Source organism: Mucilaginibacter sp. (assembly GCF_965200995.1).
Taxonomy (GTDB): domain Bacteria; phylum Bacteroidota; class Bacteroidia; order Sphingobacteriales; family Sphingobacteriaceae; genus Mucilaginibacter.
Map to the genome: position 1 here is coordinate 2,386,413 of NZ_OZ241743.1, position 25,504 is coordinate 2,411,916.

Annotated in this window: 21 protein-coding genes and 1 tRNA gene; 10 read left to right on the plus strand and 12 right to left on the minus strand. The window is 48.4% G+C overall.

The window, feature by feature from the left end; genetic code table 11:
- Positions 1 to 234: 234 nt before the first annotated feature.
- Positions 235 to 882, minus strand: a complete 648-nt coding sequence (gene upp, locus ACY652_RS11225; protein ID WP_462264465.1) for a uracil phosphoribosyltransferase — start codon at positions 880 to 882, stop codon at positions 235 to 237.
- A gap of 172 nt (positions 883 to 1,054) precedes the next feature.
- Here upp and uvrB point away from each other — a divergent pair, with 172 nt between their 5' ends.
- Positions 1,055 to 3,076, plus strand: a complete 2,022-nt coding sequence (gene uvrB / locus ACY652_RS11230; protein ID WP_462264466.1) for an excinuclease ABC subunit UvrB — start codon at positions 1,055 to 1,057, stop codon at positions 3,074 to 3,076.
- A gap of 187 nt (positions 3,077 to 3,263) precedes the next feature.
- Here the strand turns inward: uvrB and ACY652_RS11235 are convergent, their stop codons facing one another.
- Complete coding sequence (locus ACY652_RS11235) at positions 3,264 to 3,899, minus strand: peroxiredoxin (protein WP_462264467.1); 636 nt, start codon at positions 3,897 to 3,899, stop codon at positions 3,264 to 3,266.
- Positions 3,900 to 4,070: 171 nt separating this feature from the next.
- On the opposite strand from ACY652_RS11235, the gene ACY652_RS11240 reads away from it, so the two are divergent.
- Positions 4,071 to 5,123, plus strand: coding sequence for a DUF2157 domain-containing protein (locus ACY652_RS11240; protein ID WP_462264468.1), 1,053 nt, complete (start codon positions 4,071 to 4,073; stop codon positions 5,121 to 5,123).
- Between the two features lie 146 nt (positions 5,124 to 5,269).
- On the opposite strand, the gene ACY652_RS11245 is transcribed toward ACY652_RS11240, so the two are convergent.
- The 3 genes from ACY652_RS11245 to ACY652_RS11255 all read right to left on the minus strand — a co-directional run bounded on the left by ACY652_RS11245 (position 5,270) and on the right by ACY652_RS11255 (position 9,019).
- A complete protein-coding gene (locus tag ACY652_RS11245) occupies positions 5,270 to 5,638 on the minus strand; it encodes a response regulator transcription factor (protein ID WP_462264469.1) in 369 nt (122 codons plus the stop codon).
- A 60-nt stretch (positions 5,639 to 5,698) separates the two neighbouring features.
- Entirely contained in the window at positions 5,699 to 8,308 is a 2,610-nt protein-coding gene (locus ACY652_RS11250) for a PAS domain-containing sensor histidine kinase (protein ID WP_462264470.1), read from the minus strand.
- Positions 8,309 to 8,404: 96 nt separating this feature from the next.
- Positions 8,405 to 9,019, minus strand: coding sequence for a LysE family translocator (locus ACY652_RS11255; RefSeq protein ID WP_462264471.1), 615 nt, complete (start codon positions 9,017 to 9,019; stop codon positions 8,405 to 8,407).
- A gap of 90 nt (positions 9,020 to 9,109) precedes the next feature.
- Here ACY652_RS11255 and ACY652_RS11260 point away from each other — a divergent pair, with 90 nt between their 5' ends.
- Positions 9,110 to 10,036 carry a cobalamin-binding protein gene (locus ACY652_RS11260; RefSeq protein ID WP_462264472.1) on the plus strand — a complete coding sequence of 309 codons (927 nt, stop codon included), beginning with the start codon at positions 9,110 to 9,112 and terminating at the stop codon, positions 10,034 to 10,036.
- A gap of 120 nt (positions 10,037 to 10,156) precedes the next feature.
- Here the strand turns inward: ACY652_RS11260 and ACY652_RS11265 are convergent, their stop codons facing one another.
- The 4 genes from ACY652_RS11265 to ACY652_RS11280 are packed head-to-tail and all read right to left on the minus strand — an operon-like array spanning position 10,157 to position 13,815.
- Positions 10,157 to 11,053 (minus strand): glycosyltransferase family protein, encoded by an 897-nt coding sequence (locus ACY652_RS11265; RefSeq protein WP_462264473.1) that lies wholly within the window; start codon positions 11,051 to 11,053, stop codon positions 10,157 to 10,159.
- A 9-nt stretch (positions 11,054 to 11,062) separates the two neighbouring features.
- Positions 11,063 to 11,836: a class I SAM-dependent methyltransferase gene (locus tag ACY652_RS11270; RefSeq protein ID WP_462264474.1), complete on the minus strand. Its 774-nt coding sequence runs from the start codon at positions 11,834 to 11,836 to the stop codon at positions 11,063 to 11,065.
- A gap of 3 nt (positions 11,837 to 11,839) precedes the next feature.
- A complete protein-coding gene (locus tag ACY652_RS11275) occupies positions 11,840 to 12,439 on the minus strand; it encodes an O-methyltransferase (RefSeq protein WP_462264475.1) in 600 nt (199 codons plus the stop codon).
- 44 nt (positions 12,440 to 12,483) lie between these two features.
- Positions 12,484 to 13,815: a flippase gene (locus tag ACY652_RS11280; protein ID WP_462264476.1), complete on the minus strand. Its 1,332-nt coding sequence runs from the start codon at positions 13,813 to 13,815 to the stop codon at positions 12,484 to 12,486.
- A gap of 126 nt (positions 13,816 to 13,941) precedes the next feature.
- Here ACY652_RS11280 and ACY652_RS11285 point away from each other — a divergent pair, with 126 nt between their 5' ends.
- Positions 13,942 to 14,634 (plus strand): FkbM family methyltransferase, encoded by a 693-nt coding sequence (locus ACY652_RS11285; RefSeq protein WP_462264477.1) that lies wholly within the window; start codon positions 13,942 to 13,944, stop codon positions 14,632 to 14,634.
- Between the two features lie 310 nt (positions 14,635 to 14,944).
- Here the strand turns inward: ACY652_RS11285 and ACY652_RS11290 are convergent, their stop codons facing one another.
- The 3 genes from ACY652_RS11290 to ACY652_RS11300 form a co-directional block, all read right to left on the minus strand.
- Positions 14,945 to 15,913: an MBOAT family protein gene (locus ACY652_RS11290; RefSeq protein WP_462264478.1), complete on the minus strand. Its 969-nt coding sequence runs from the start codon at positions 15,911 to 15,913 to the stop codon at positions 14,945 to 14,947.
- 2 nt (positions 15,914 to 15,915) lie between these two features.
- Positions 15,916 to 16,350: a hypothetical protein gene (locus ACY652_RS11295; RefSeq protein ID WP_462264479.1), complete on the minus strand. Its 435-nt coding sequence runs from the start codon at positions 16,348 to 16,350 to the stop codon at positions 15,916 to 15,918.
- 156 nt (positions 16,351 to 16,506) lie between these two features.
- Entirely contained in the window at positions 16,507 to 19,656 is a 3,150-nt protein-coding gene (locus ACY652_RS11300) for a glycosyltransferase family 117 protein (RefSeq protein WP_462268248.1), read from the minus strand.
- 216 nt (positions 19,657 to 19,872) lie between these two features.
- On the opposite strand from ACY652_RS11300, the gene ACY652_RS11305 reads away from it, so the two are divergent.
- From ACY652_RS11305 to ACY652_RS11330, 6 genes are all read left to right on the plus strand, one after another.
- Positions 19,873 to 19,943: transfer RNA gene (locus tag ACY652_RS11305), tRNA-Gln, on the plus strand.
- A gap of 155 nt (positions 19,944 to 20,098) precedes the next feature.
- Positions 20,099 to 21,043: a ribose-phosphate pyrophosphokinase gene (locus tag ACY652_RS11310; RefSeq protein WP_462268250.1), complete on the plus strand. Its 945-nt coding sequence runs from the start codon at positions 20,099 to 20,101 to the stop codon at positions 21,041 to 21,043.
- A gap of 132 nt (positions 21,044 to 21,175) precedes the next feature.
- Entirely contained in the window at positions 21,176 to 21,760 is a 585-nt protein-coding gene (locus tag ACY652_RS11315; RefSeq protein ID WP_462264480.1) for a 50S ribosomal protein L25/general stress protein Ctc, read from the plus strand.
- Positions 21,761 to 21,909: 149 nt separating this feature from the next.
- Positions 21,910 to 22,272: a four helix bundle protein gene (locus ACY652_RS11320; RefSeq protein ID WP_462264481.1), complete on the plus strand. Its 363-nt coding sequence runs from the start codon at positions 21,910 to 21,912 to the stop codon at positions 22,270 to 22,272.
- A gap of 67 nt (positions 22,273 to 22,339) precedes the next feature.
- On the plus strand, positions 22,340 to 22,900 hold the full coding sequence (gene pth / locus ACY652_RS11325) for an aminoacyl-tRNA hydrolase (protein ID WP_462264482.1): 561 nt from the start codon (positions 22,340 to 22,342) through the stop codon (positions 22,898 to 22,900).
- 155 nt (positions 22,901 to 23,055) lie between these two features.
- Positions 23,056 to 25,491 carry a TonB-dependent receptor gene (locus ACY652_RS11330; RefSeq protein ID WP_462264483.1) on the plus strand — a complete coding sequence of 812 codons (2,436 nt, stop codon included), beginning with the start codon at positions 23,056 to 23,058 and terminating at the stop codon, positions 25,489 to 25,491.
- Positions 25,492 to 25,504 lie beyond the last annotated feature (13 nt).

Genomic DNA, 25,504 nt, shown 5'->3' on the forward strand with positions numbered 1-25,504 from the left:
ACAGTATACCAATAAGAATTATACAAGTAATGAATATACATATTGACAAACGGATAATGTATTTAGGCTGAATTTTCTCAAATGACTTTTTAGTTGGAGGGCTCGGTAATTGAGGCACTGGAAATAAAGGCGAATCCTCGTGCCATTCCTTGAAATCTTTAGGCCAAATTTTGATAGGATAGGTTTGCATTGCGTAAATATAATTATAACATCTCTGCAAGCACCATTCCTTCCTCACACCTTCTCCCCAAAAGCCAAATCCCCCGCATCACCCAAACCCGGTACAATATACGCCCGTGTGGTCATTTCCTCATCTATAGCGCCAATCCATAAATGAGCTTTCGGTAAATTTGCCTTTACATGCTCCACACCTTCGGTGCTGGCGATGATGGCGGCTATGTGCAGGGCTTTCAGGTCGTATTGCGCCAATAGCTCTTTACATACGCGCACTACGCTCTGGCCGGTGGCCAGCATGGTATCGCACAAGATGAAGGTTTTGCCGGTCAGGTCGGCGGTGGCAATGTGGTCTACATTAATGGTAAAGGTGCCGGTCTTTTTGTGACTCTTGCGGTAGGCGGTTACAAAGGTGGAGTCGGCCTGGTCGAAAAAGTTAAGCATACCGGTATGCAGCGGCAGCCCGGCCCGCAAAATTACGCCCAGCACCGGCTGCCCGGCAGGCAGGTTCACCTCGGCAATGCCCAGCGGGGTTTGCACCTCGCCGGCCTCATAGGTAAACGTCTTGCTGATCTCGTAGGCCAGTATCTCGCCAATGCGCTCCTGGTTACGGCGGAAGCGGGGGCGGTCCTGCTGGGTATCTACATGGCGCAGTTCGGCCAGGTACTGGTTGGCTACGGTGTTCAGGGTGTTCAGCACAAAAACCATACTTTTGTTACTAAGTTTTTTAGCGTATATTTGAAGTAAATCTCAGCCCTGTTTAAACTATTTAACCCGGCTAAACGTTTCACTGCCAGCAGTAAATAATTCACATCACCGCAATGCAGGGCAGCCTACACAGGCGCCCCGGTTTTGCGTTTCAATATACACCATTTATACTATGGATTTCAAACTCAGTTCAGCCTACATTCCCTCCGGCGACCAGCCCGAAGCCATCCGCCAGCTGGTGCAGGGGGTAAAAGCCAATGAAAACTACCAGACGCTGTTAGGGGTAACCGGCTCGGGCAAAACGTTTACCATTGCCAACGTGATTGAGCAAACGCAGAAGCCTACCTTGGTACTGAGCCATAATAAAACGCTGGCCGCCCAGCTATACGGCGAGTTTAAGCAGTTCTTCCCCGAAAACGCGGTGAATTATTTTGTTTCCTACTATGATTACTACCAGCCGGAGGCGTTTATCCCTTCCAGCAATACCTACATTGAAAAGGATCTGCAGATTAATGACGAGATTGAAAAGCTGCGCCTGCGTACCACCTCGGCCCTCATGAGCGGCCGGCGGGATGTCATTGTGGTATCGTCCATCTCCTGCATCTACGGTATGGGTAACCCCGAGGATTTCGCCAACTCGGTGTTCCGCTTTGCGGTGGGTACCCGCATTACCCGCAATGCCTTTCTGCACCGTTTGGTAGAGATTTTATACTCGCGCACCACGGCCGATTTTAAGCGCGGTACCTTCCGTGTAAAAGGCGATACGGTGGATATTTACCCGGCTTACCTGGATTATGCCTACCGCATTTCGTTCTATGGCGATGATATCGAGGAGTTGAGCAGCTTCGACATTTCCAATGGTAAAACCATTGAGAAGATGCCGAACATGGTGCTGTTCCCGGCCAACCTGTACGTGGCCCCGCGCGATAGGTTTACCAAATCTATCTGGGCCATTCAGGAAGAACTGGAAACCCGCAAGCAGCAGTTTATCGATGAGAAGCGTTTCCTCGAAGCTAAGCGGCTGGAGGAGCGGGTGAATTATGATCTGGAAATGATACGCGAGCTGGGCTATTGCTCCGGTATCGAAAATTATTCGCGCTTTTTTGATGGCCGCCAGCCGGGGATGCGCCCTTTCTGCTTGCTGGATTATTTCCCGGATGATTACCTGATGGTGATTGACGAGAGCCACGTAACCGTACCACAGGTACGCGCCATGTATGGCGGCGACCGCTCGCGTAAGATCTCGCTGGTGGAGTATGGCTTCCGCCTGCCTGCGGCGATGGATAACCGCCCGCTCAACTTTCAGGAATTTGAACGCCTGGCACCGCAAACCATTTATGTAAGCGCCACCCCCGGCGATTTCGAGATGGAAAAATGCGACGGTGTGTTTATCGAACAGGTAATACGCCCAACCGGCCTGCTGGACCCGGTGATTGAGATACGCCCGGTGATTAACCAGGTAGATGATTTGCTGGATGAGGTGGACAAAACCATCAAAATGGGCGACCGCGTACTGGTAACCACCCTTACCAAGCGCATGAGCGAGGAACTGGCCAAATACATGGACCGCCTGGGCATCAAGTGCCGCTACATCCACTCCGAAGTAAAAACCTTAGACCGGGTGGAGATTCTGCGCGGCCTGCGTTTGGGTGAGTTTGATGTATTGATCGGAATTAACTTGCTGCGAGAGGGGTTGGATTTACCCGAGGTATCGCTGGTTGCCATTCTGGATGCCGATAAAGAGGGTTTCCTGCGCTCCGAGCGTTCGCTGATACAAACTATTGGCCGTGCCGCCCGTAACGATCGCGGCCGGGTAATTATGTACGCCGACGTAATGACCGAGAGCATGCAGGTTACCATCGATGAAACCAACCGCCGCCGCGATAAGCAGATTGCCTACAATACCGACCACGGCATTACCCCTAAAACGGTAGGCAAAAGCAGGGAGGCCATTATCGAGCAAACGTCGGTAATGGATTTCAAGGGCGGCGTGCAGCGGCCTTATATCGAGGAGGAGGAAATCAACATTGCGGCCGACCCCATTGTACAGTACATGACCAAGAACGACCTCAAAAAGGCCATCGACAATACCCGCAAGGATATGATGGCCGCCGCCAAGGATATGGACTTCCTGAAAGCCGCCAAGCTGCGCGACGAAATGTTTGCACTGGAGAAGATGATGGCGGAGAAGTAGGGAAACAGAAGCAAGAAGCAGGAAACAAGACCTCTCTAAATTGGTCATTTCGACCGCAGGGAGAAATCTTCTGCCGCAGACTGGCTTCTTGAAGAAGATTTCTCCCTGCGGTCGAAATGACACCTAAAATATAAAATAAGAATAAAGGCCCGGAGGTATACCTCCGGGCCTTTATTCTTAATAAACCTTACTTATTCGGCTGCGGTGTCATGCGCAGGTAAGGCTTTACCTCGGTGTGGCCTTTCGGGAATTTAGCCGGAATGTCCTCGTTCTTGATGGCCGGTGCAATTACCACCGGGTCGCCGTCCTTCCAGTCGGCAGGGGTGGAAACGCTGTAATTGGCGGTGAGCTGCAGCGAATCAATCACCCGTAATATTTCCTGAAAGTTACGGCCGGTAGAGGCCGGGTAGCTGATGGTTAGTTTAATGGTCTTATCCGGTGCAATTACAAACAGCGAGCGCACGGTAGCCGTTGCCGAGGCGTTAGGGTGTATCATGTCGTAAGCCTCGGCCACCTCGCGGTTCTCGTCGCCAATCAGCGGGAAGTTTACCTCCACGCCCTGGGTTTCATTAATATCATTGATCCAGCCCCGGTGCGATTCTACCGAATCCACGCTCAGGGCAATCACCTTTACATTGCGCTTGTCAAACTCATCCTTTAACGAGGCCGTGCGGCCCAGCTCGGTGGTGCATACCGGGGTGTAGTCGGCAGGATGGGAGAAGAGCACGCCCCAGCTATCGCCTAAGTATTCATAAAAATCAATTTCCCCTTCCGAGGTCTTTGCTTTAAAGTTGGGGGCTTTGTCGCCTAATCGTAAACTCATGGTAGTGTATTTTAGTTAAAGAGATTCATGTTGACAAGCATTAACTACACTCGTTGTTTAACAAAGATAAAGGCTTCTGCATAAAGTCTATTATTTTGGTAGATTTTTTTCGGAGGCATTATATCTTATATTTGGTGCTGCTGCGCAGCAGCAGGCCGATTAAAAAAACGTATGCCCAAACTTAACCTGGATAAGCAGGAGAGCGAATTTGCCAACCGCCTGATTTCTCACTGGGAAAACGAGCAGCTGATTGATGCTGCCCAGGCCGATGGTATGCGCCACTCTTATGAAACCAGGGGGTTCGACTGGATGCGGCTGGCCAAGTATTCCTTTTGGATTGCGCTGGTGTGCGGGGGTATTGCCTTTGCCTCGCTGCTGGTGAATGATACGATACTCAACTGGCTGAAGCAGTTATATTATACCCCCGATATTATCATCAGCATCCTGTCGGCCGTGGCGGCAGCCGGCTTTTTTTATACCGGGCGGGTACGCGAGCGGCGTTACCCTAAACAGGTGTTCACCAACGAGGCTATCATCTTTATCGGCATCCTGTTCACGGCCTGCTGCATTGCCTATTTGGGTAAAACCTTTGATAACGGCTCCGGTCATTATTCGCTGCTGTTTCTGTTCTCCGTATTTGTGTACGGCTTTTTGGGCTGGCGGCTCAATTCGCGGCTCATCTGGCTGTTCGCCCTTATTTCTTTAGGGAGTTGGTTTGGCACCGAAACCGGTTATCAAACGCAGTGGAACTATTACTTTTTAGGGATGAACTATCCTTTGCGGTTTGTATTGTTCGGCATGGTGCTGGTAGCGGCTGTTTACCTGCTTAAGGGTAAAAAGCGGTTCGCTTACTTTTGGGAGCTTACTTATGTGATAGGGTTGGTGTACCTGTTTATCTCGCTGTGGCTGCTCAGTATATTCGGTAATTACGGCCACCTGGAGCAATGGCTGCTGATCAGGCAGATTACGCTGTATTACTGGGGACTGATTGCCCTGGCCGTAGCCGGAGGCTTCCTGCTGTATGGCCTGAAAACCAACGATGTTATTGCCCGCGAGTTTGGTATTACCTTTTTGCTGATTTTTCTGTATACCAAATACTTCGAGTATTTATGGCAGCACATCCCCCACACCCTGTTTTTTAGTGTACTGGCAGTATCGTTCTGGTTTATAGGCCGTAAAGCCGAAAAGATATGGAATTTGAAGGCTTCCCCGGAGGCGAAGTGATGGGGGGTTAGCGTGTATGATTACATGAATAGTCAAAAACAATAACAAGCGCGTCATTGTGCGGTACGGGCGCCATCTCTCAACGCTTTGCCTTTATTGGACGCAGAGAGATGGCGCCCGTACCTCGCAATGACGCTTTAAGATATTCAGTTCAGCAAAGCTTCTACCTTGTCCAGCAGGCGGCTCATTTCAAAGGGCTTTTCGATAAAATCATTGGCGCCTGCATCCATTGCCGACTGGCCGATGTCGCGGCTGGCCGAAATCATGAGTACAGGAATCTGGCGTGTAGCCGGGTCGGCCTTTAGCATGCGGCAAATGTTACGCCCGTCCACGCCCGACATCCAGATGTCGAGCATAATCAGATCCGGCTGCCTGGCGGCCGCCATCGCCGGAATTTCCGTTCCGTCCATCGTTTGTACTACCGCATAGCCCATAATATCCAGCATCAGCACTGTGGCATCCACAATGGCTTCATCATCATCGGCCAGCATTATTGTTTTCATATCTTCACTCATCGGGGGCTATGGTAATAAATAAAAGTTTGCCGTATGGCTTTTGTTAAACATAACAGCATTTTAAACCGGCAGTGCAAAGCAAAAAGTGGAGCCTTTACCCTCTACCGAGTTAACCCAGATGCGCCCCCCCATGCGTTTTACAATCTCGGAGGAAATATACAGCCCCAGCCCCAGGCCCGGAAAAGTATGCTCGCGGGTGCCGCTTACGCGGTAAAACTGCTCAAATACTTTATCCTTCTTCTCGCGGCTGATGCCGATGCCAAAATCCTGCACGCATAGCTGCACCTCATGGTCATGGTCTTCGGTATACACTACAATGCGGCTGGCATCGGGCGAGTATTTGATGGCGTTGGTAAGCAGGTTGGTAATTACCTGGCTGGTGCGCTCACGGTCGCCCTGCACCATGCGGCTTACATTAAATTTGCGCTGTATCTCGTGCCGCTCTGTGGTAAGTTGTATGCCTTCCACTACTTCTTCTACCATCTGGCTGAAATCAAAGGCGGTATTATTAAATTCAAGCCGGCCGGTATTGATCTTGGTTACATCCAGTAAATCGCCAATCAGGCTGGTAAGCCGGTTCAGCTGCTTATCCATCTTGGCTACAATAGCGGCATTACGGGTATCGCCCGAGCGCAGGAACAGCGTTTCCATTACCTGGGCATAGGCTTTAATGCTGGTTACCGGCGTTTTCAGCTCATGGCTGGCTACACCTAAAAAGTTATCTTTCTGGCGGGCCAGCTCTTTTTGTTCCTGTATATCGGTATTGGTGCCATACCATTTTATAATTTGCCCGTTACTGTCGCGCAGGGGTAAAGCCTGCACTAAGTACCAACGGTAATTGCCTGATTTCTCAATGGCCCTAAACTCGGTCTGGTAGGGTTCGCCGGTAGTAATAGAATGGCTCCAGGCAGCCGCAGCATGTGCCTTGTCGTCGGGATGTACGCCGGTAATCCAGCTGGCGCCTAAAGTATCGTTCGTATTTTTGGCTGTATTGTCGGCCCACCGTTTGTTTACGTAATCAAGTTCGCCGTTGGGCTTGCTGCTCCAAACCACAACGGGTACAGAGTTGGCTAAAAACTCCATTTCGTTTACCAGCGCATTCAGTTCTTTATTTTTAGCATCAATCGCCTTGCGGGCATTAAGCTCGGGGCGTAAATCGCGGGCAATACCGGCAATGGCTACCGGCTCATTGGTAATCTCCTCCCGAATCATGAACATTTGCTTATGTATCGGAATAATTTCGCCGGTTACCTGGTGTACCAGTTCCAGCGGGCCCGACCACTTGCCGGTAGCATACAGCTGCGGTATAACCTCGTGCCTGATCTTCTGGCTCGAACTTTCTGAATGGTAATCATACAGGCGCTTGCCGGTAAGCTGCTGCGGGCTTAATTCAATCAGCTCGCTTCCTGATGAATTGAGGTAGAGTGTATTACCGTTAATATCGCAGTAATTGCAAAAATCCTCGCTTACATCAACTATGGTGGCCAACCGCTGCAATTCGGCTTTGGCTTTCAGCTCAGGGCGTAAATCGCGCACGGTGGCGCCGCGGCCCATTACCTCGCCGGTTTGCGGATCTTTAATCAGTATATAGTTTACGGCGCAGGGAATAGTGGTTTCGCTGTTCAGCTTTTTTAAGTTAATTACCCCGTGCCAGCCTGTGGTGATATCAATCAGCGGTATTACCTGCTCCTGTACCCTTTTTAATTCTTGCGGGGTATAAAAATCTGTGGCATTCAAGGTAAGCACGTTAATATGCTTGGCTACCCCCAGCAGGCGGCGTGCAGCTTTGTTGAGGTAGATCAGCTTGCCGTCCATATCCGCAATTGACATGTGGTCGGCATTATGTTCAATCAGGCTGAGCAACTGCTGCTCGCGGCGGCGCGCCTCTATTTCGGCGCTGATGCCTAAAGCGGTACCTGCAAAGCGGTAAGCCACGTTATCACTGTTAAAGTAAGCCTTGCCTTTGCAATGTACCCAGCATATCTGCCCGGTATGCTTATTTACCGTGCGGTATTTAATATTATAACGGCCATCAGCATCAGGATTAATGGCTTCCAGCACGGCCTTGTGTACAAGGTCTTTATCGGCCGGATGAATGCAATTCAGTACGTCCTGGTATGCCACATCATCATCGCCCGAAAAGCCAAATAGTTCTTTACACCGGGTATTCCATTTCACCTGGTTATTCAACGGGTCCAGGTCCCAGGTGCCTACTTCGGCAGCCTGCAGCGCAAAAGATAACCGTTCTTCGGCTTCGGCCGCCCGCTGGCGGCTGGTTACCAGTTCGGTTACATCTGCTGCCGTATTAATAATGGCTTCGGTAAAGCCCTGCGCATCTTTAAGCGCTTTATAGGTAAAGGTAAAATAATAACGCTGCAGGCGGCCGTCTACTTCCAGATCGGCCCGGTCTTCCCTGGCAATGTAAGATTCGCCGGTGGTATACACCTTATCCAGCAGTTCATGAAAAGGCTGCCCTTCCAGTTCAGGCAATGCTTCGCGCAAAGTTTTGCCTATTACCGATGCATCCTTGCCCCACAAATCCAGCATGGCCTGGTTGGCAATACTGATAATCATATTGCGGCCGCTGTAAATGGCCGTTGGCATAGGGGATGCCTCAACAAGAGGCGCAAAATAAGTCTGTTCTGTAGAGATATTTGGCATAGTGTGCATTTGAAACACAGAAGATTAATAAGTTAAAGGTAATAATTTGCGTAATTACATCAGCTGCTAATTACAACTTGCAGATGTGAAGATAAGCATACCTGTTTATAATAAGTGCGCTATTTGCTTAATGAAGTGGTAAGCCGCAAACGCAGCAAACAGTATAGCAATAGCCGTATTGATTACCTTTGTGCTCAGCGCAAAGCGCTCCTGAATATATTGCGCCGATTTTGCATAGGCCAGCAGGCATAAAAACGCCCCCGCTGCCGAGCCTAAACTAAAGAGAATAAGCGCCAGCGGCCCTGATGATATCCAGTGATGGGAGATGACATACGTGCCGGCCACCATCCAGAAGGGAATTTGCATGGGGTTTACAATGCCTAAGATAATGCCGTAGCGAATGCTGGCCTGCTCAGAGTATTTGGTTTCGGGCGGATGGTTGCGGCTGCGCCAGGTAACGATGGCCAGTATGGTAAACAGGATAGCCATTACCCAATCAATCAAGGTTTCTAAATGGGCCTGCTGCGATATCCACCGGGCCGCATGCATAATAAACAGCGTGAAAAAGAACTCTACGATAGAGAACGCAATAATGAAACGTAAAGCCTGCTGCATTCCCCTTACAATGGTAAGGCGTGTGAGCGTTAAGTTGATATTGCCTGGCGGGATATAGCCGATAAAATTGGCGATCAATCCTACCAAAATGGTGAGCAGGTACATGGGGTAAAAATAGTGAGGTTTTTTACTTTAAGCGTATTTATCTGTTCGGGTAAAGCTGAAATTAGGTTTACTTTGCAAAAATTATCCTGCATGCCTGTTCAACGTATTGTTTCCCTGCTGCCTGCCGCCACCGAAATTGTTTGTGCCCTCGGGCTGGAAAGCCAGCTGGCGGGGCGCTCGCACGAGTGCGATTACCCGGAAAGTGTTAAGCAACTGCCGGTATGCACCGGGGCGCATATACCCGACGGACTGAGCAGCGCCGCGATTGACCAGAAAGTAAAGCAACTGCTTACCGATGCACTTTCGGTATACAGTGTGAACCGTGAGCAGATTAAACAGCTGCAGCCCGACGTGGTGATTACGCAGGCCCAATGCGAGGTGTGCGCCGTTTCGCTGCCCGAGGTGGAAAAGGCTCTGGATGATTACCTGGAAAACCCGGCCTCCATTATCTCCCTGCAGCCTGCCACGCTGAATGAGATTATGGGTACTATTGTTGAAGTGGCCACTGCCTTGCAGGTGCGCCCGCAGGGCCATGCTTTGGTTGAGGAGCTGGAAGAACGGCTGGACATCATCCGGCATAAACTGAAGTTTGTAGAAGCCCGGCCAACGGTAGCCTGTATAGAATGGCTGGAACCGCTGATGCTATCAGGTAACTGGATACCCGAACTGGTGCAGCTGGCCGGCGGTACGCCCATACTGGCCGAACGGGGCAAGCATTCGCCCTATATTGAATGGGCCGACCTGTGGGAAGCCAACCCGGAGGTGATTGTGGTGATGCCCTGTGGCTTTGCTATAGAGCGCACCCTGCGCGAGATGCACATACTGCTGCAACTGCCCGGTTTTAGCGATTTGCAGGCCGTAAAAAACAAACGCCTGTACGTAGCCGACGGCAACCACTATTTTAACCGCCCCGGCCCCCGCATTGCCGATGCCGCCGAAATGCTGGCCGAAATGATTTTCCCCAAGCAGTTTGTTTTTGGCTATGAAGGTGAAGGGTGGATTAAGTTTGAGGTGTAGGTATATTTTATACTAAAATGTCATTGCCAGGAACGAAGCAATCTCGTCGTACACAGGGCGGTTAAGCATAGCTACGAGATTGCTTCGTTCCTCGCAATGACAAAATTTTAAATATAATTTTCATCGGCGTTGCCGGATATACCGCACCACCCGTTGCCATAAATTACCTTTACGGTGCTTTAAAAAGCGTTTAATGGCCTGGTATGCCTGCGGGTTTTCTTCAATCGCGTCAGGAAACTGGGTAACCGGCTGGCGGCTGATGTGCACCTGGTACATATCCTCATTGTTGGAGTGCGTACCGCTGCCATCATGCCCGATGTTTTGTATCAGGGATCTGGATGGGTTAAGTGTAAGCCCGCCCTGCAAAAATACCGAGGCATACCAGCGTATGGCCCAGGAGTTATTTTTACCGGCCTTAAAATTTTTAATCTGCTTCCAGAAATTCATCTTGCCTTCGATGGAAAACTGATGGATCTTCTGCTTGTCGAACTGTTGAATGAGTTTGTCGATATCCGGTTCGAAGTGCTGCCAGGCACGGGCCCAGGTGGCCCAGCCCCAGCTGGTGGCGGCACGGTAAAAGAAGGTTTGCGGCAGTGCCGGCGCTTTTAGCTCATACATATAGGCGCCGATGTGCATCACCCGCGGCTCCTGTGCATAACGGCTCAGCGCCTCGTTAAAATATTGCAGCGTATAGGGCGAGGAGAGCAGATCATCCTCAAACACGATTACCTTGCCGTACTCCTTTACCAGTTGTGTTACCCCGCTGATAATGGAATCGGCCAGCCCCATGTTCTGTTCCCGTTGTACCAGCTTTACCGATTTGAAGCCGGTAACACCGGCGGCCAGCTGGCGTGTTTGCGCTACCTTAACTTTATCCTCCTCCGTTTTGGCGGCATCCGAAAAGATGAACAGGCGCGATTCCTCGGCCAGTACGTTTTGCAGCAAATAGCTTAACGTGCGGCGGGTATGGTCGGGCCGGTTGTAAACGAACAGCGCAATGGGGGCCAGGTTCTGCATGTAGTAGGTTTAAAAGATATCAGCCTGTTGGCCGGTAGTACGGCACAGTACGGTATAGGCATTGGCCATTTGCTCGGCTGTCTTTTTACCGCCTAAACGGCTCAGCAGGCTTTTCAAACCATATTCTAATTTGATTTTTAAGTCAGTAATGGCGCTTTTAGGCTTCTTTTGGTTGATATAGGTATTAAACCGTGTTACTTCCGGCTCAATCATCGAGGTAAGGTCTTTCATTACCTCCAAACCTTCAGTGCGCAACAAGTAACGCAGCGAAGTTGGCGTATAAACATTGATATGCCCGTAGGCCAAAAAATGCTGTATACGGCTATCTACCCCGGCCTTATAGTCACGCGGTACTTCAATCACCAGGTGGCTGGCTACCCTTTTGAGTTCGCGCAGCAGCAGGCGCTCGTGTTCTACATGTTCCAGTACATGCGAAAGGATGATCAGATCGAAGCTGTTATCCTCAAACGGCAAATGGTAACCATCAAACACCTGTACCGACTGCAGATTTTTAATGTTACGCTTTTTGATATGCTCCACGCCGCTTTCCGAAATCTCAACTGCATCGTATTGCGGTGCAAAATCTTGTTCAGCCAGGTATTGCAAAATGCTGCCATCGCCCGCACCTACCTCCAGCACTTTGGTAAAGGTATGGCCCTGGCATACGGTAATAATGTGCTGTGCCTTAAAGCCGGCGCCTAACATGCGCCACGCCTCGTCGTGCTGCTGGTAAAACTCGTCGTAAGCCGCCTTTACGTTGCTGCTGATGATCTCCTGGGCCATGTCTTATATATCTAAACAGTTACCGGGTTTATAGAATACAGAGGTGGCCTTTTCATAGAACAGGCCGGGCGAGATGCCGCTGAACGAAAGCTGCTTAAAGCCCTGCTCCAGCAAAAACCGGATGGCTTCCCGGTAACTGTCGCGCTCAGAATCATCCAGCACCAAAACCCCGTTGTCAGACAGTGCGGCTACCGATTGCTTGCAGCAATTCACCCGGTCGCGGCCATCCACAATAATAATGTCGAATTTTTCCTGCAGGCGGTTGGGCATACGGCAATATTCGCCGTCGGGCTGTAACTCGCAAAAAATCATCTCGGCATTGTCGGGCTTGGTTTCGGTAATCTTTTCATACCAGGCCTTATCATGCTCTACCGATACCACGATGCCGGTGTATTTGGCATAAAATAAGGTAGAATTGCCCGAGCCGAACTCAAAAACCGCCTGCTGCTCGTTAAGGCGGGGCTTAATGAAATCGATAAATGAATAGGTAACCCACGGAATGGGGTTGCCCTTACCATCCACCGGCGATTTGCTGTCGAAAGCCTTAAACCAGCCAATGCTGTTCAGGTAGCCCTTTTCATGATAAGAAAGTAAGGCTTTCAAGCGCTCCGGCTGCTTTATGATATTAATAAGAGAATCGAATTTGTTCAACGTTTGATAACTTTTTGAAAAAGTGAAATTAAGAATAATGATTTTAACATCTGCACACCCTGCCCCCGTGTTTGCGGAATAAACAGAATGAAAAATGTGGCTACGGCATAAGCAATAAGTGTAGCATAAGCTGCACCGATAATGCCATAGGCCGGTATCCAGTATATATTGAGCGCCACGTTCACTATGGCGCCCACGCCGGTACGCAGCATAGATAGTTTGAAATAGCCCTCGGCAATCAGATACTGCCCGCTGGCACTGCCCAAAAACACAAAGATACCGGCCCACACATGTACGGCCAGTACCGGTGCACCGGGCCAGAATTCCGGCTTGTAGGCCAGGTGGTAAATCAGCGAGGAACCAAACGTCATGACCAGCGCAATGCTCAGGCTGATAACCACCATCAAATCATACATGTTTTGCAGCCGTTTGTAATAACGCTCCTTATCGGTATTACGCGCATGCATAATGGCCGGAAAAACAGAGGTAACGATAGCTACCGGGATAAAGTACCAGCTCTCGCTCAGGCGTGCCACTGTAGAGTAGATGCCCAGTTGCTGAACGTTCAGGTAGGTATCAATCATTAACTGATCTATCTTCATGTAGATAGAAACCAGCAGTGCGGAAAAGGTTAAGGGCCACGATAGTTTGAGCAGTTGCCTGGCTTCGCCTGAACTGAATGTCCATTGGTTAAGCCGGTTATGATGCCGGGTATAAGTAATCAGGTAACCTAACCCGATAATCACCGCATCGAGCACTAAAGCCCAAACAAACCAGATCAAGGGCATCTTCAGCAGAATAAATATAAGCTTTACGGCGGCTGATAACAGGTTGCCAATAACCTGCACCTGCATAATGGCCTTACCCTGCACCCGCGACTGAAAGTAGCTGTCGATAATATTTACCGATTGTATAACAGAGGTGAGGGCTACAATCAATACATAGCTCAGCGGGGTTTCAATAGCCTTGTGGCGGCTTATCACAACGTAGGTAATGTATACCAGCGGCAGCGTTAAAATGCCGGCTATGATACGCAGCCGAAACGCGGTGCCTAAAATGCGGTTCTGCTTTTCCGGCTCGTTCAATAACTGGCGCGTTACCAGTCCATCCAGTCCCAGGGCGGCTACGGCCATAAAAAAGGTAACAATAGCCATAGGATAGTTAAGTATACCAAACGCTTTGGTGCCCAGGTAATTGGATAGTGCGAAGTTATTGATAACGATGCCGATGGCCAGGCTGCCTACCCTTGCCATCATGAGCCAGCCGGTATTCTTAAAATACTTTTCAAACGCCTGCTGGTCAAATCCGGGAATGCTGGGTATGCGCATAGATGTGGGCAAAGGTATAAATATTGCAACGCTACCAAAAGCTACTGTTCCTGCATATCAGCAGTTAGCCTGAGGTTTATAATTATTTGTGTTATTTTGCGGTAAGTACATTTAAAAGCTACCGGAATGAAAGCGTTAACGCCTGATATTGATCAACACCCCGAATTTAAACCTTACCGGTCTTACTCGCAGGACGGTGAAGATATGCTGCTGCGCCCGCTGATTGCGGAACTGATACCTGATGATGACAACTATAAAGGCTGCTATGTGGATATCGGCGCCTATCATCCCTACCGCTTTTCTAACACCATGCATTACTACGAACTGGGCTGGCAGGGTATTAATATTGAGCCTAATCCTGATTGCATCAGCCTTTTCCGGCAATACCGCGAAAGGGATATTAATCTGAACATCGGCATCGGCCATAAGCATGAAACCCTTGAGCTCTATTGTTTTGCGGATGCCACGCTGAATACCTTTGATAAAGAGGTGGCCGGTACCCGCAGCGCCAAAGGTAACCCGGTGGTTAAAAAGGTAGATGTTGAAATTTACCCCTTAGGCCAGGTGCTGGACGAGCACCTGCCGGCAGGCAATACCATCGATTTTATGAGCTTTGACGTGGCCGGCCTGGATGTAAGGGTGCTGCAATCCAACAACTGGGATAAGTATCAGCCCCGCTTTGTGCTGGTGGAAGATACCGATGCTGATTTTAAGCACCTGGATGCCTCTGAAGTGCATGAATTTTTAGGTGCAAGGCAATATGAACTGGTGAGCAAAACGCAGCGCACACTTATATACAGGCACGAAAAGCAGGTATAGCGTATTTCCTTCATATCGTTATTTGTTCGCTTGGCCGGTTTTTAACCGTAAATGCTGGTGGGGTTAGCTTTTAAATGATCAGTCATGCGTTCCTCCCCGGGAGGGCAGGGAGGGGTTTATGCCATAGTAGGGTCTGAATTATGATTGACAGAATCTTGTAATGCAAAGAAATAGCGCTTGTTAGTCTGGTATAAAGCGCTGCTTACTTTCATATGGGAGGGATAAGATATATTGCTGACTAATTTGTATTTCTAATATTTGTGGTTGCAAACGATTATGAATGCAAATAGAGTATGCTATAAATTAAACTTTATTTTACCTGCAACCCGGCAAGCGGCCATACCACTTCCTGCAAAAAGGCGGCATGGAACAACAAAGGCATCGGCACAACCAGCCAAAAGAATACCCACGCGCGCGCTATAATTTTGTGCTCCAAAAAATTGATGTGGTGTAGTGTTAACGCCTTTTCCAGCAATACCAGCAAACCCTGTATAAAAAAGTAAAGCAGCGGTAAACCATAGCCTTTGTTAACCGGTACACTCAGGGCCAGTTCGTGCAGCAAACCGGAAAATAAAAAGGCGGCCATGAGAGCTGCTGCATTGCCCGCTTTATGCCTCAACGGCCTGAACAGCGTTAGGGTGGTCATTTCGCTGAAAGCTACATTCCAGCGCTTGCCCCAAAACTCGGTAAGACTAAGCGCTGTAGCCGGGCGGTTGAACAGGTAGTAAGTATGCACACCCCAAAGCCGCCAGCTACCGGCACTGATGCTTAACAGGCCAAAATGCAGTATCAGGCTAAAGGCAACCAATAATAGGGCACTCACCGCTATATATAAGAACGTTGGGTTGATTGGCTGCTTAACCAGCAGATGTGCCAGGCCAATCAGCAATGCGCCTGCTAACAGTCTGCTTATCCCAAACCTGATCATGCCCCGGGCGCCGGGTATGGCGGCGGCACCCAATGTTTCAAATGGCTGCGCCCGCATGCCTGCCCAGCCCGCCGCAAATACCAACCACTGCTTAAAAGTAAGTGCAAAAGTTTTGCCTTTATAACTTTCGGTAGCGGTAACCACCTTCATGGCGGTAAAGGTAGTAGCAATAATAGCCAGCATTTTGATGACAGGCTGTATTTGCCTGAACACAAACCCTATTACCGCTACACTGAATACCAGCATAACCCAGGCAGAGGTTAACCGTGTATTTTTTATTACGATGTAACCTGCTATAATGATTACTGCATTAAGCAGCAGAAAGTATAGCAGGGGTAATACCGGCAGCATGGCTACAGCTTTTGCAGGTTGGTATAAAACGCCAATGCGTATACCGTACACAAAAACAAAAAGAGCGATACCAGCACTACCTCGCCAAGCACCAGCCATTTGCCGGTAGGAAAGTTCTTCCGCTCAAAGCCAAAGAACTGAATGCATATTCTGGAAACCCAGTACACACCAATGAAGCCGGTATCCAGCACAGCCAGCTTAGAGCCGTTGGTGAGTTCATGGGCGCAAAGAGCAGATACAAAACCGAAGCAAAAGTTAATAACCAAAATGTAGCCTGCATACATCCAAAATATATGGCGGATGAGCGGATGCACTTTGGTTAACTCCGTTTTCCATTTTAAGATACCCGGAATGGCCGTACTACCGGCTGCCAAACAAATTTGCCCGATGCCTGCCAGGCAAACCAGTGTTTCAATATGGGCGAGGATGTACTTCATAAATATCCGGCTTTAAACTAACCGCACTGCAAATTTATATAATATATTGAACTTTCAAAAATAAATGAAAATTAATAATTGGTAGGTATTTGTCCAAATGATAAAGCCGGTCATGGATGAATGACCGGCTTTTTTTGTGCTTTACTGTATGTATTGTTACCGGGCTGCACCGCCTATGAGTGCCCCAAGCTTACCTTCATAATCGGTAAATTGCTTGCTCAGCTTTTCATGCAAGGTGGTTTGTTTGGCTTGCTGCGTGCTGTTTGCCAAAGCGTTCAGTACAGATAAACTCAACTGTACATCGCGCTGGTTCACCGCACCTGAGTTATCTTGAGATGCCTTGTAATTATAATCCAGCAGGTTTACCAGGTAGCTGTCTAAACTGTTTACCCACTTGTTGGCTAAAGCAGTTTCGCCCAGGCGATAGGCGTTATCAATCAGGTAGTACTTACGGCCGGCTACTTCGCTGTAAGGCATCAGGTCGGGCATTGCTGCATCATACTTGCGTATCACGTTCTTGGCTAAATCCGGGCGGCCTTCGCGCTGCAGACTCTCGGTCAGGGTAATGAACTGTCGCAATATAATAGGGTAGAACATCACCAACGACTCATGATCCAGGTAACGGGCCTTCTTCATATTGCCATAGCGGAACTTAGTCATCATGTTATTATACATCTGCATGGTGTTGGTGGCGGCGCCTTCGGCCTGGGCGGTATCCGGCTGCAGGGGTTGCAGGCGCTGGGCAAAGCCTTCATCGTGCAGGTACTTGTCCATACCAATCAGGTTATCGCTGCCCACCGTGTTGGCAAAATAAACCGGGCGTTTCCAGTTATTATGCGCCAGAATATCCAGCATGGCCAGGTTATCCTTGGTTACATAGTTAGACGGATAAGTCCAGGCCATTGCCGGTACTATTTTAGCCGCATCCTTGGCAGGTACCGTGCCGGTGCTCACCACCTCGGTTGGATTGATGGTGATCTTAAAATTCTTGGTAGGCAAATAGTTGGTCAGTTCCCCATTTTCGCTGAATTGCGCTTTTGCGCGGTTATCATCAGTAGTTAAAAAGTCGAACACATCCTTCACCTCTACCGAACCGGGCAGTTTGGAGTCATTATAATATAATACATCACGTACACCGGCCTCAAACTTTTCGTTCGGCATCGTAATGGGTAGCGGGGCCGATTGGTTCATCTGCTGCTTCATCTGCCGGATATACCAGTCGGTACCCAGCAAACTCAGGTTTACTATACGAATATCGGGGCGCACATTTTCAACCTCCTGAATATACCATAGGGGATAGGTGTCATTATCGCCATAAGTAAACAATATGGCGTTGGGGGCGCATGAGTTCAGGTAATTGTAGGCCATGTCATGCGGTGTCATTTTGGTAGAGCGGTCATGATCGTCCCATTCCTGGCTGGCCATCAGCACCGGCGCAGCCAGCAGGCAGGCCACAGTAGCTATGATGGCTCCGTTTTTAGGGTTCAGCTTTTTACTCAGTAAATTGGCAATGGCAATTACGCCAAAGCCTATCCAAATGGCAAAGGCATAGAAAGAGCCGGCGTAGGCATAATCACGCTCACGGGGCTGGTTAGGGTCTTGATTAAGGTAAAGTACAATAGCCAGACCTGTGAAAAAGAACAGGATGGCTACAATACCGGCATCATTCTGGTCGCGCTTAAAGTGATAGAATAAACCTAATAAGCCTATAATCAGCGGCAGGGCAAACAGGCGGTTGTACGTTTTACTTTCGGTTACCGAGAAGGGCAGGTTTTTGCTGAAGTTCCAGCCGCTTATCCAGTTACCGTCAATACCGTTCGAGTCATTCTGGCCGTCCATCTCATTGGTTCGGCCCACAAAGTTCCACAGAAAGTAACGGGTATACATCTGATACACCTGCCAGCTGAAAAAGAATTTCAGGTTATCCAACCCGGTAGGCGATCCATTTTCACCTAAATCCAGCCACTGGCGGTAAAATTGCGGGTGCCCGGCTTTATCACTAAAGGTACGCGGGAACAGGGTGTTGCGGTCATAAACCGTATTCATCTTACGGCCGGCTACCTCATATTGCGTCTTGCCATGCCGGTAAATTTTAGCGCCTTCGGTTTGTTCGGTGGGTTTGGCATCAAAATACTGCCCGTATACCAGTGGGGTTTCGCCGTACTGGTCGCGGTTCAGGTAGCTGTTTAAGGCAAAGGCATCTTCCGGGTCGCTGTTGTTCAGGTTAGTGCCGGCTTTAGCGCGGATGATGATCATCACAAAGGAGCTGTAGCCTAACAAAATAAACAGCGCACCAATAAATACCGTGTTAAGGGTGTACCGGCGCTGGCGTACTTTTAAGATGTACTCCAGCAAAGCCAGTATTGCTATGGCGGCAATAAAGCCGATAATGCCGCCACTAACCGATAGTACAGCGATGAAGCTGACAGCCGCAACAATTAATGCAGCCTGAGCGGTAGTAATGGTATAATAGATACCTGCTATTAAAGTAATAAAAACCAGTACATAAAATATTACAGCACCGCTGCCGAAGCCCAAATGCAGGCTGTTTACAAACAGCAAATCAGTAAAGGCGGCGCCTTTTACGGTGTACTGAATGATGCCCCATAGGATGAGGCCCAGCACCACAATGCTCACCACAAAAGCGCTGATGGCGCCGCCAACCGTAGGCTTGCCGGCACGGCGGAAGTATACCACCAGCCCGATAGCCGGAATGACCAGCAAATTGAGTAAGTGTACGCCGATAGATAAGCCCATTACGTAGGCAATGAAAATAATCCAGCGGTCGGCGCCGGGTTCATCGGCGTGGGCATCCCATTTTAATATAGCCCAGAATACAACAGCCGTACAAAGCGACGATTGGGCATATACTTCAGACTCTACGGCTGAAAACCAGAAGGTATCAGAAAAAGTATAGGCCAGTGCGCCCACCAAACCGGCCCCGATAATGAGAATAGTATTGGTAAGGGTAAGGTCTTCTGCCCGTTTGATTAGTGATTTTTTTGCTAATGCAGTAATTGTCCAGAACAAAAATAATATGGTAGCGCCGCTGGCCAGGGCCGAAGATACATTGGTCCAGTAAGCAACTTTAGCTGTATTGCCGAAAGAAAACAGCGAGAACACTTTACCAATCATGGTAAATAGCGGCGCACCTGGTTGGTGCGCTACCTGCATACGGTAGATACAGGCAATAAATTCGCCGCAATCCCAAAAGCTGGTAGAAGGTTCAAGCGTAAGAATGTAGGTTAGCGAAGCCACAATAAAGGTTAGCCAGCCAAACAGGTTATTGGTTTTGGTATAACTCATGGTTACAAATAATACAGTAAGTACAGTTTTAGCTGCCGAAATTAGTAAAAGTATCGGTACATCGGGCAGGCTGGCAGCTGCCTTTAACAAATTTTAACGAACAACCATTTGAACATGAGCGGATTGATTATTTTTTTATAAAATGCTTTTGACAATTAAAATAACCACCTTATATTTGCATTCGCTTTTGGAAGGGAAACCAACCAAAAACAGGCTTGCCTGATAGTATAATGGTAGTACGACGGTTTTTGGTACCGTTTGTCTAGGTTCGAATCCTGGTCGGGCAACAATTAGATTTCGGATTTCGGAGGTTCAGTTTCGGATGCAGGTCTGAATAGAAGTTCTGAAATCCGATTGTTTTTTATAAGGTTTGATAAGGTGATATAGGTGGAGGATGGAAAAATCCGAAATCAAACATCCCAAATCCGAAATCATTATTAAGATGCCCTTACAGTTTAATTCTGTTAAGTTATTTGCAGGGTCGGGCTCACAAGCGCTGGCCAAAAAGATTGCAGCCGCTTATGGTCGCGAACTGGGCGATTTAACGATTTCCCGCTTTAGCGATGGCGAGTTTCAGCCGCACATCAATGAATCGGTGCGGGGTTGCGATATCTTCTTCATCCAGTCCACCAACCCGCCTACTGATAATTTAATGGAGTTATTAATGATGATTGATGCCGCCCGCCGCGCATCCTCTCATTACGTAACGGCGGTAATTCCTTACTTCGGGCTTGCCCGTCAGGATCGTAAGGATAAACCCCGTGTAGCCATCAGCTCTAAACTGGTAGCCAACCTGCTTACGGCAGCAGGGGCAAACCGGGTAATGACGATGGACCTGCACGCCGCACAGATACAGGGCTTTTTTGATATTCCGGTAGACCACCTGGATGCTTCGGTAATATTTGTGCCTTATATTAAAAGCCTGGGTTTAGAAAACCTTACTATTGCCTCGCCGGATATGGGCGGCTCTTACCGGGCGCGTACCTTTGCCAAGTTTTTTAATGCAGAGGTGGTGATTTGCGATAAACGCCGGAAGAGGGCCAATGAAATTGAATCTATGACCATCATTGGCGATGTAACCGGGCAGGACATTGTGTTGATTGATGATATTTGCGATACCGCCGGAACATTATCGAAAGCGGCGGGGCTAATTATGGAGCGTGGCGCACGTAGCGTACGTGCCGTGTGTACCCACCCGGTATTGTCAGGCAAGGCGTATGAAACCATCGAGAACTCAGCCTTAACAGAACTGATTGTAACCGATACCATACCATTAAAGCAGGAAAGCAGCAAGATAAGGGTATTGTCAACAGCTGATTTATTTGCCCGTGCTATCATGAACGTAAATGAGCATGGTTCTATCAGTCAGTTGTTTAAGGTGGATTAAACCCCTCCCAACCCTCCCCCGAGGGGAGGGCTATAAAAAATGGGTTTTGAAAGATTGAATAAAAATATCCTCTTACAGCCTTCCCCTCGGGGGAGGGTTGGGAGGGGTGCTAACAAATAAATAAATAAACACATGAAATCAATTGCTATTAGCGGTTCTCCGCGGGAGAACGTAGGGAAACGCGATGCCAAGGAGCTGCGTTACCAGAGCCAGGTGCCTGCCGTATTGTATGGCGGTGCTGCACAATCACACTTTTCAGTAGCCATAGCCGACCTGAAACCGGTAGTTTACACCCCGGAAGTACACTTTATCGACCTGGATATTGCCGGTACAACCGCTCAGGCCATTATTAAAGACATGCAGTTTCATCCCCTGACCGGCGAAATTCTGCACGTAGACTTTATGGAGCTGAACGAAAACAAGCCGGTTACCATTGAAATTCCGATTGCCTTAACCGGCACTTCACCCGGCGTTAAAATGGGTGGTAAGCTGGTGCAGAAACTGCGTAAGCTGCGTGTAAAAGCGCTGCCAAAAGACCACATTGATGCCATTGAAGTAAGCATCGAAGGCCTGGAAGTAGGTAAATCAGTACAGGTAAGCGAAATCAGCATTCCGAACCTGACCATTACCAATGCGCCCGAAGATACCGTTTTATCGATAACCACATCACGTGCCCTGCGCCAGGCAGAGCAGGAAGCAGCTTCAGGCAAGAAATAATTGTTTTAAGCTTAGCGTTTATAAACGGCAGTGCAAAAAATGCACTGCCGTTTTTTTTGGATAAAAGACTTTCGGAGGAAGGACAAAGGATTATTTTTGTGTTGTAAATAAATGGGAGATCACCTTTGATTTGGGTTTGAATTTAAGATATGTTAAAGCACAATTTCAGGCAGTTAACCATTTGGTCAGATTCTGTTAAGCTGGCTAAAGAAGTTTACCAGTTAACGCAAGGTTTTGCTAAGGAGCATAAATCCGGTATTTCAAGTCAGCTTTACCGTGCCGCCATCTCTATTCCTTCAAATATAGCTGAAGGTTCGGCCAGAAAGTCAGAAAAAGAGTTCTCCCGGTTTCTTTGCATCAGTTTAGGCTCGGCATTTGAACTGGAAACGCAATTGTTAATTGCAAGTGAGTGCGGGCTTTCTGCATCTTATGACTATGACGTAATTTTAAGTGAACTACGTGCCTTGCAAAGGCAAATCCCGGCATTTTCGGAAAACTTAAAAGCAGCATAAATTTGGTGTTGTCCTTTAAAAAAATCATAGTCCTTAATCTTTTATCCTTCAATCCTTAATCCCACAAATGAAATACCTCATCGTTGGCCTTGGCAACATTGGCCCGGAGTATGCCGACACCCGCCACAACATCGGCTTTATGATACTGGATGAACTGGTGAAGCAGGAGAACAATAAGTTTTATAATATGCGGCTGGCGTATTATACCGAGATACCCTACAAAAGCCGCACCCTGCATTTGATTAAGCCCACTACCTACATGAACCTGAGCGGCAAGGCGGTAAGTTACTGGATGAAGGAGCTGCGCATCCCCATTGAAAATGTGCTGGTGCTGGTAGATGACCTGGCTCTGCCATTAGGCACCCTGCGCCTTAAACCCAAGGGCAGCGCCGCCGGGCACAACGGCTTAAAGCACATGGAGCTTACCCTGGGCCATAACAATTACGCGCGTTTGCGCTTTGGTATAGGCGACAATTTTCCGAAGGGCCGGCAGGTAGATTATGTGCTGGGCGGTTTTGATGATGATGAAAAGCCGGAGCTGCCGGCACTGATCGACCGTTCCATCGAAATGATCAAGAGTTTTGCCACCATTGGTACCGAACTTACCATGACTAAATTTAATAAGTAATTTTAAGCGTTTGACAGTAAGTGAGTTAAGCTATTGTTCAGGCGAACTGCTGTTTTATGGCCGGTGCAATGCAACGTATAATCGTAAGGCAACGTCTTATTGATGATTCTGCCGGGTGAAGGGCCTGCGGTTCGTTCATCATACACTTATCACACATGAAGAAACTTTTACTGGTATTATGCTGCTTATTGTCCGTATTCAGCGTTAAGGCACAAACACCGGCCAAACCCATCACCATCCATGGTGTGGTTATCGATTCGGTTACCAACAAGCCTTTAGATTATGTAACCGTTGCCCTGCGCGATGCACAAACCAGCCAGCCGGTAAAAAGCACACTCACCAAAACCGACGGAAGCTTCGAGCTATTGAACATACCTGCCAAAAATTACCAGCTGGCACTGGCCTTTGTAGGGTATCAAACCAAATATATTGCCATTAATACTGTAAACCAAACCTTTAATGCAGGCAGGATTATACTTAGTCCATCCAGTAGTCAGCTTAAAGAAGTATCGGTTACGGCGGTAAAGCCGATCATGAAGCAGGAGGTTGACCGCATTGGATACAGTGTGCAGAACGACCCCGAATCAAAATCGTTAACCGTGCTGGATATGATGCGTAAGGTACCCATGCTGTCGGTAGATGGTAACAATAACATCAAGCTGCGCGGTCAGGACAATTACAAGATCCTGATCAACGGTAAAGAATCAGCCCTGATGGCGCGTAACCCGTCCGACGTGCTGAAGGCCATGCCCGCCAGTAACATCGAAAAAATTGAGGTCATCACCACGCCGCCGGCCAAGTATGATGCCGAGGGGCTGGCCGGTATCATCAACATCATCACCAAAAAGAACGCCGACCAGGGCTATAATGGCAACATCAGTGCGCGTTATAACAGCGTTTGGGGGCCGGGTGTCAATCTTAACGCTACGGTAAAACAGGGTAAATTCGGTTTAAATGGTTACATCGGTTATAACCGGAGGAATAATATAACCACACCCTTTGAAAATTCTACCACGTTTTTTGATGCCGCTACCGGGGCTACTACTTCTTCGCTGTTGCAAAACGGCAGCCGGGCCAACGGCGGCCACAACACGTATGGCAGCGCCGAACTAAGTTACGAAGCAGACAGCCTGAATTTATTAACCGGCTCCTACAACTTTTATAACGGTAAAAATCTGCAAAATTTTGACCAGGTAACTGCCCAGCTGAACGGCGCTATGCAGCCCACCCTCAGTTACCGGCAGGTCAACAGCGGCGAAGGTACCTACAATGGTGCCGATGCCGCCATTAATTACCAGTTGGGCTTTAAACGCAGCAAGGAACAGTTACTTACCTTATCGTACAAATACAGCAACTTTGGCAATAAGCAATTTACCGATGCTATGTTTAACGCACTGGTAGGCAACCCGCAAAACAACTACCGGCAGTATAATAACTCGGGCAGCCGCGAGCATACGCTGCAGGCTGATTATGCGCATCCCTACAAAAAATTGAGCATTGAAGGCGGCGGCAAGGCCATACTGCGCAATAATTACAGCAATTTTTACAGTGATAATTTCAACCCCGCCCTGAATGCTTATAGCAGGAACAGCCAGCAGGATAATAACTTTGACTACAAGCAAAATGTATTGAGCCTTTACAACACTTATGCGCTTAAGCTGGAAAAATGGTCGTTTAAAGGCGGTTTGCGTGTAGAGCATACCGGGGTAGACGCCAACTTTGCCTCGGCTGGTAATACGGCCATCCACCAGGATTATAACAACCTCATTCCTTCGGTATCAGTGCAGCGCAGCTTTAAAAGCAGCAGTTTAACCGCTGGTTTTACACAGCGTATACAGCGGCCGGGTATCTGGCAGCTTAACCCGTTTGTGGATAGTTCTAATGTGAAATACATTAGCCAGGGTAACCCCAACCTGCGGCCGGCCACTACCAATAATGTAGAGCTGAATTACAGCAACTTTGCCAAAGGCTCTATCAACCTGAGCGTAAACTACTCCATTACCAACCGCACCGTGCAAAGTGTAACTACCATTTTGCCCGATGCGGTATCGTACACCACCTACCTGAATGCGGGTAAGCGGCGTGCTTTAGGCTTTGATGCCAATACCAATAACCCGGTTACCAAAAAGCTGAATGTGAACCTGAATGCCGAGTTGATGCGGGTATGGGTAACCGGTACCTATAACGGCGCCTTTATCAGCAACAGCGGTTACCAGGGGCATGTTTTTTCCTATACCAGCTACAAATTTAAGGAGGGTTTAAGGGCCGGGCTTAATATGAATTTCGATAGCCGGTACGTGCTGTTGCAGGGCGTAGATAATTATTACGTTGGATACGGGCTGAGTGGCTCAAAAGATATATTAAAGGGTAAAGCCTCTATTGATATATCAGCAAATAATTTTTTCAGTAAGTATAACAATATCGATTTTTTTACCCGCACCCCAGATTTTTACACGGTTAACCGTAATTATAATCCTTACCGTAATTTCTTTATCGGCTTTACCTACAAATTCGGCAAGCTGAACAGTGAGATCAGGAAAAACAAAAAAGGTATCCAGAATGATGATGTGAGCAGCGGCAACAGCCATTAGTAAAAGAAGCAGC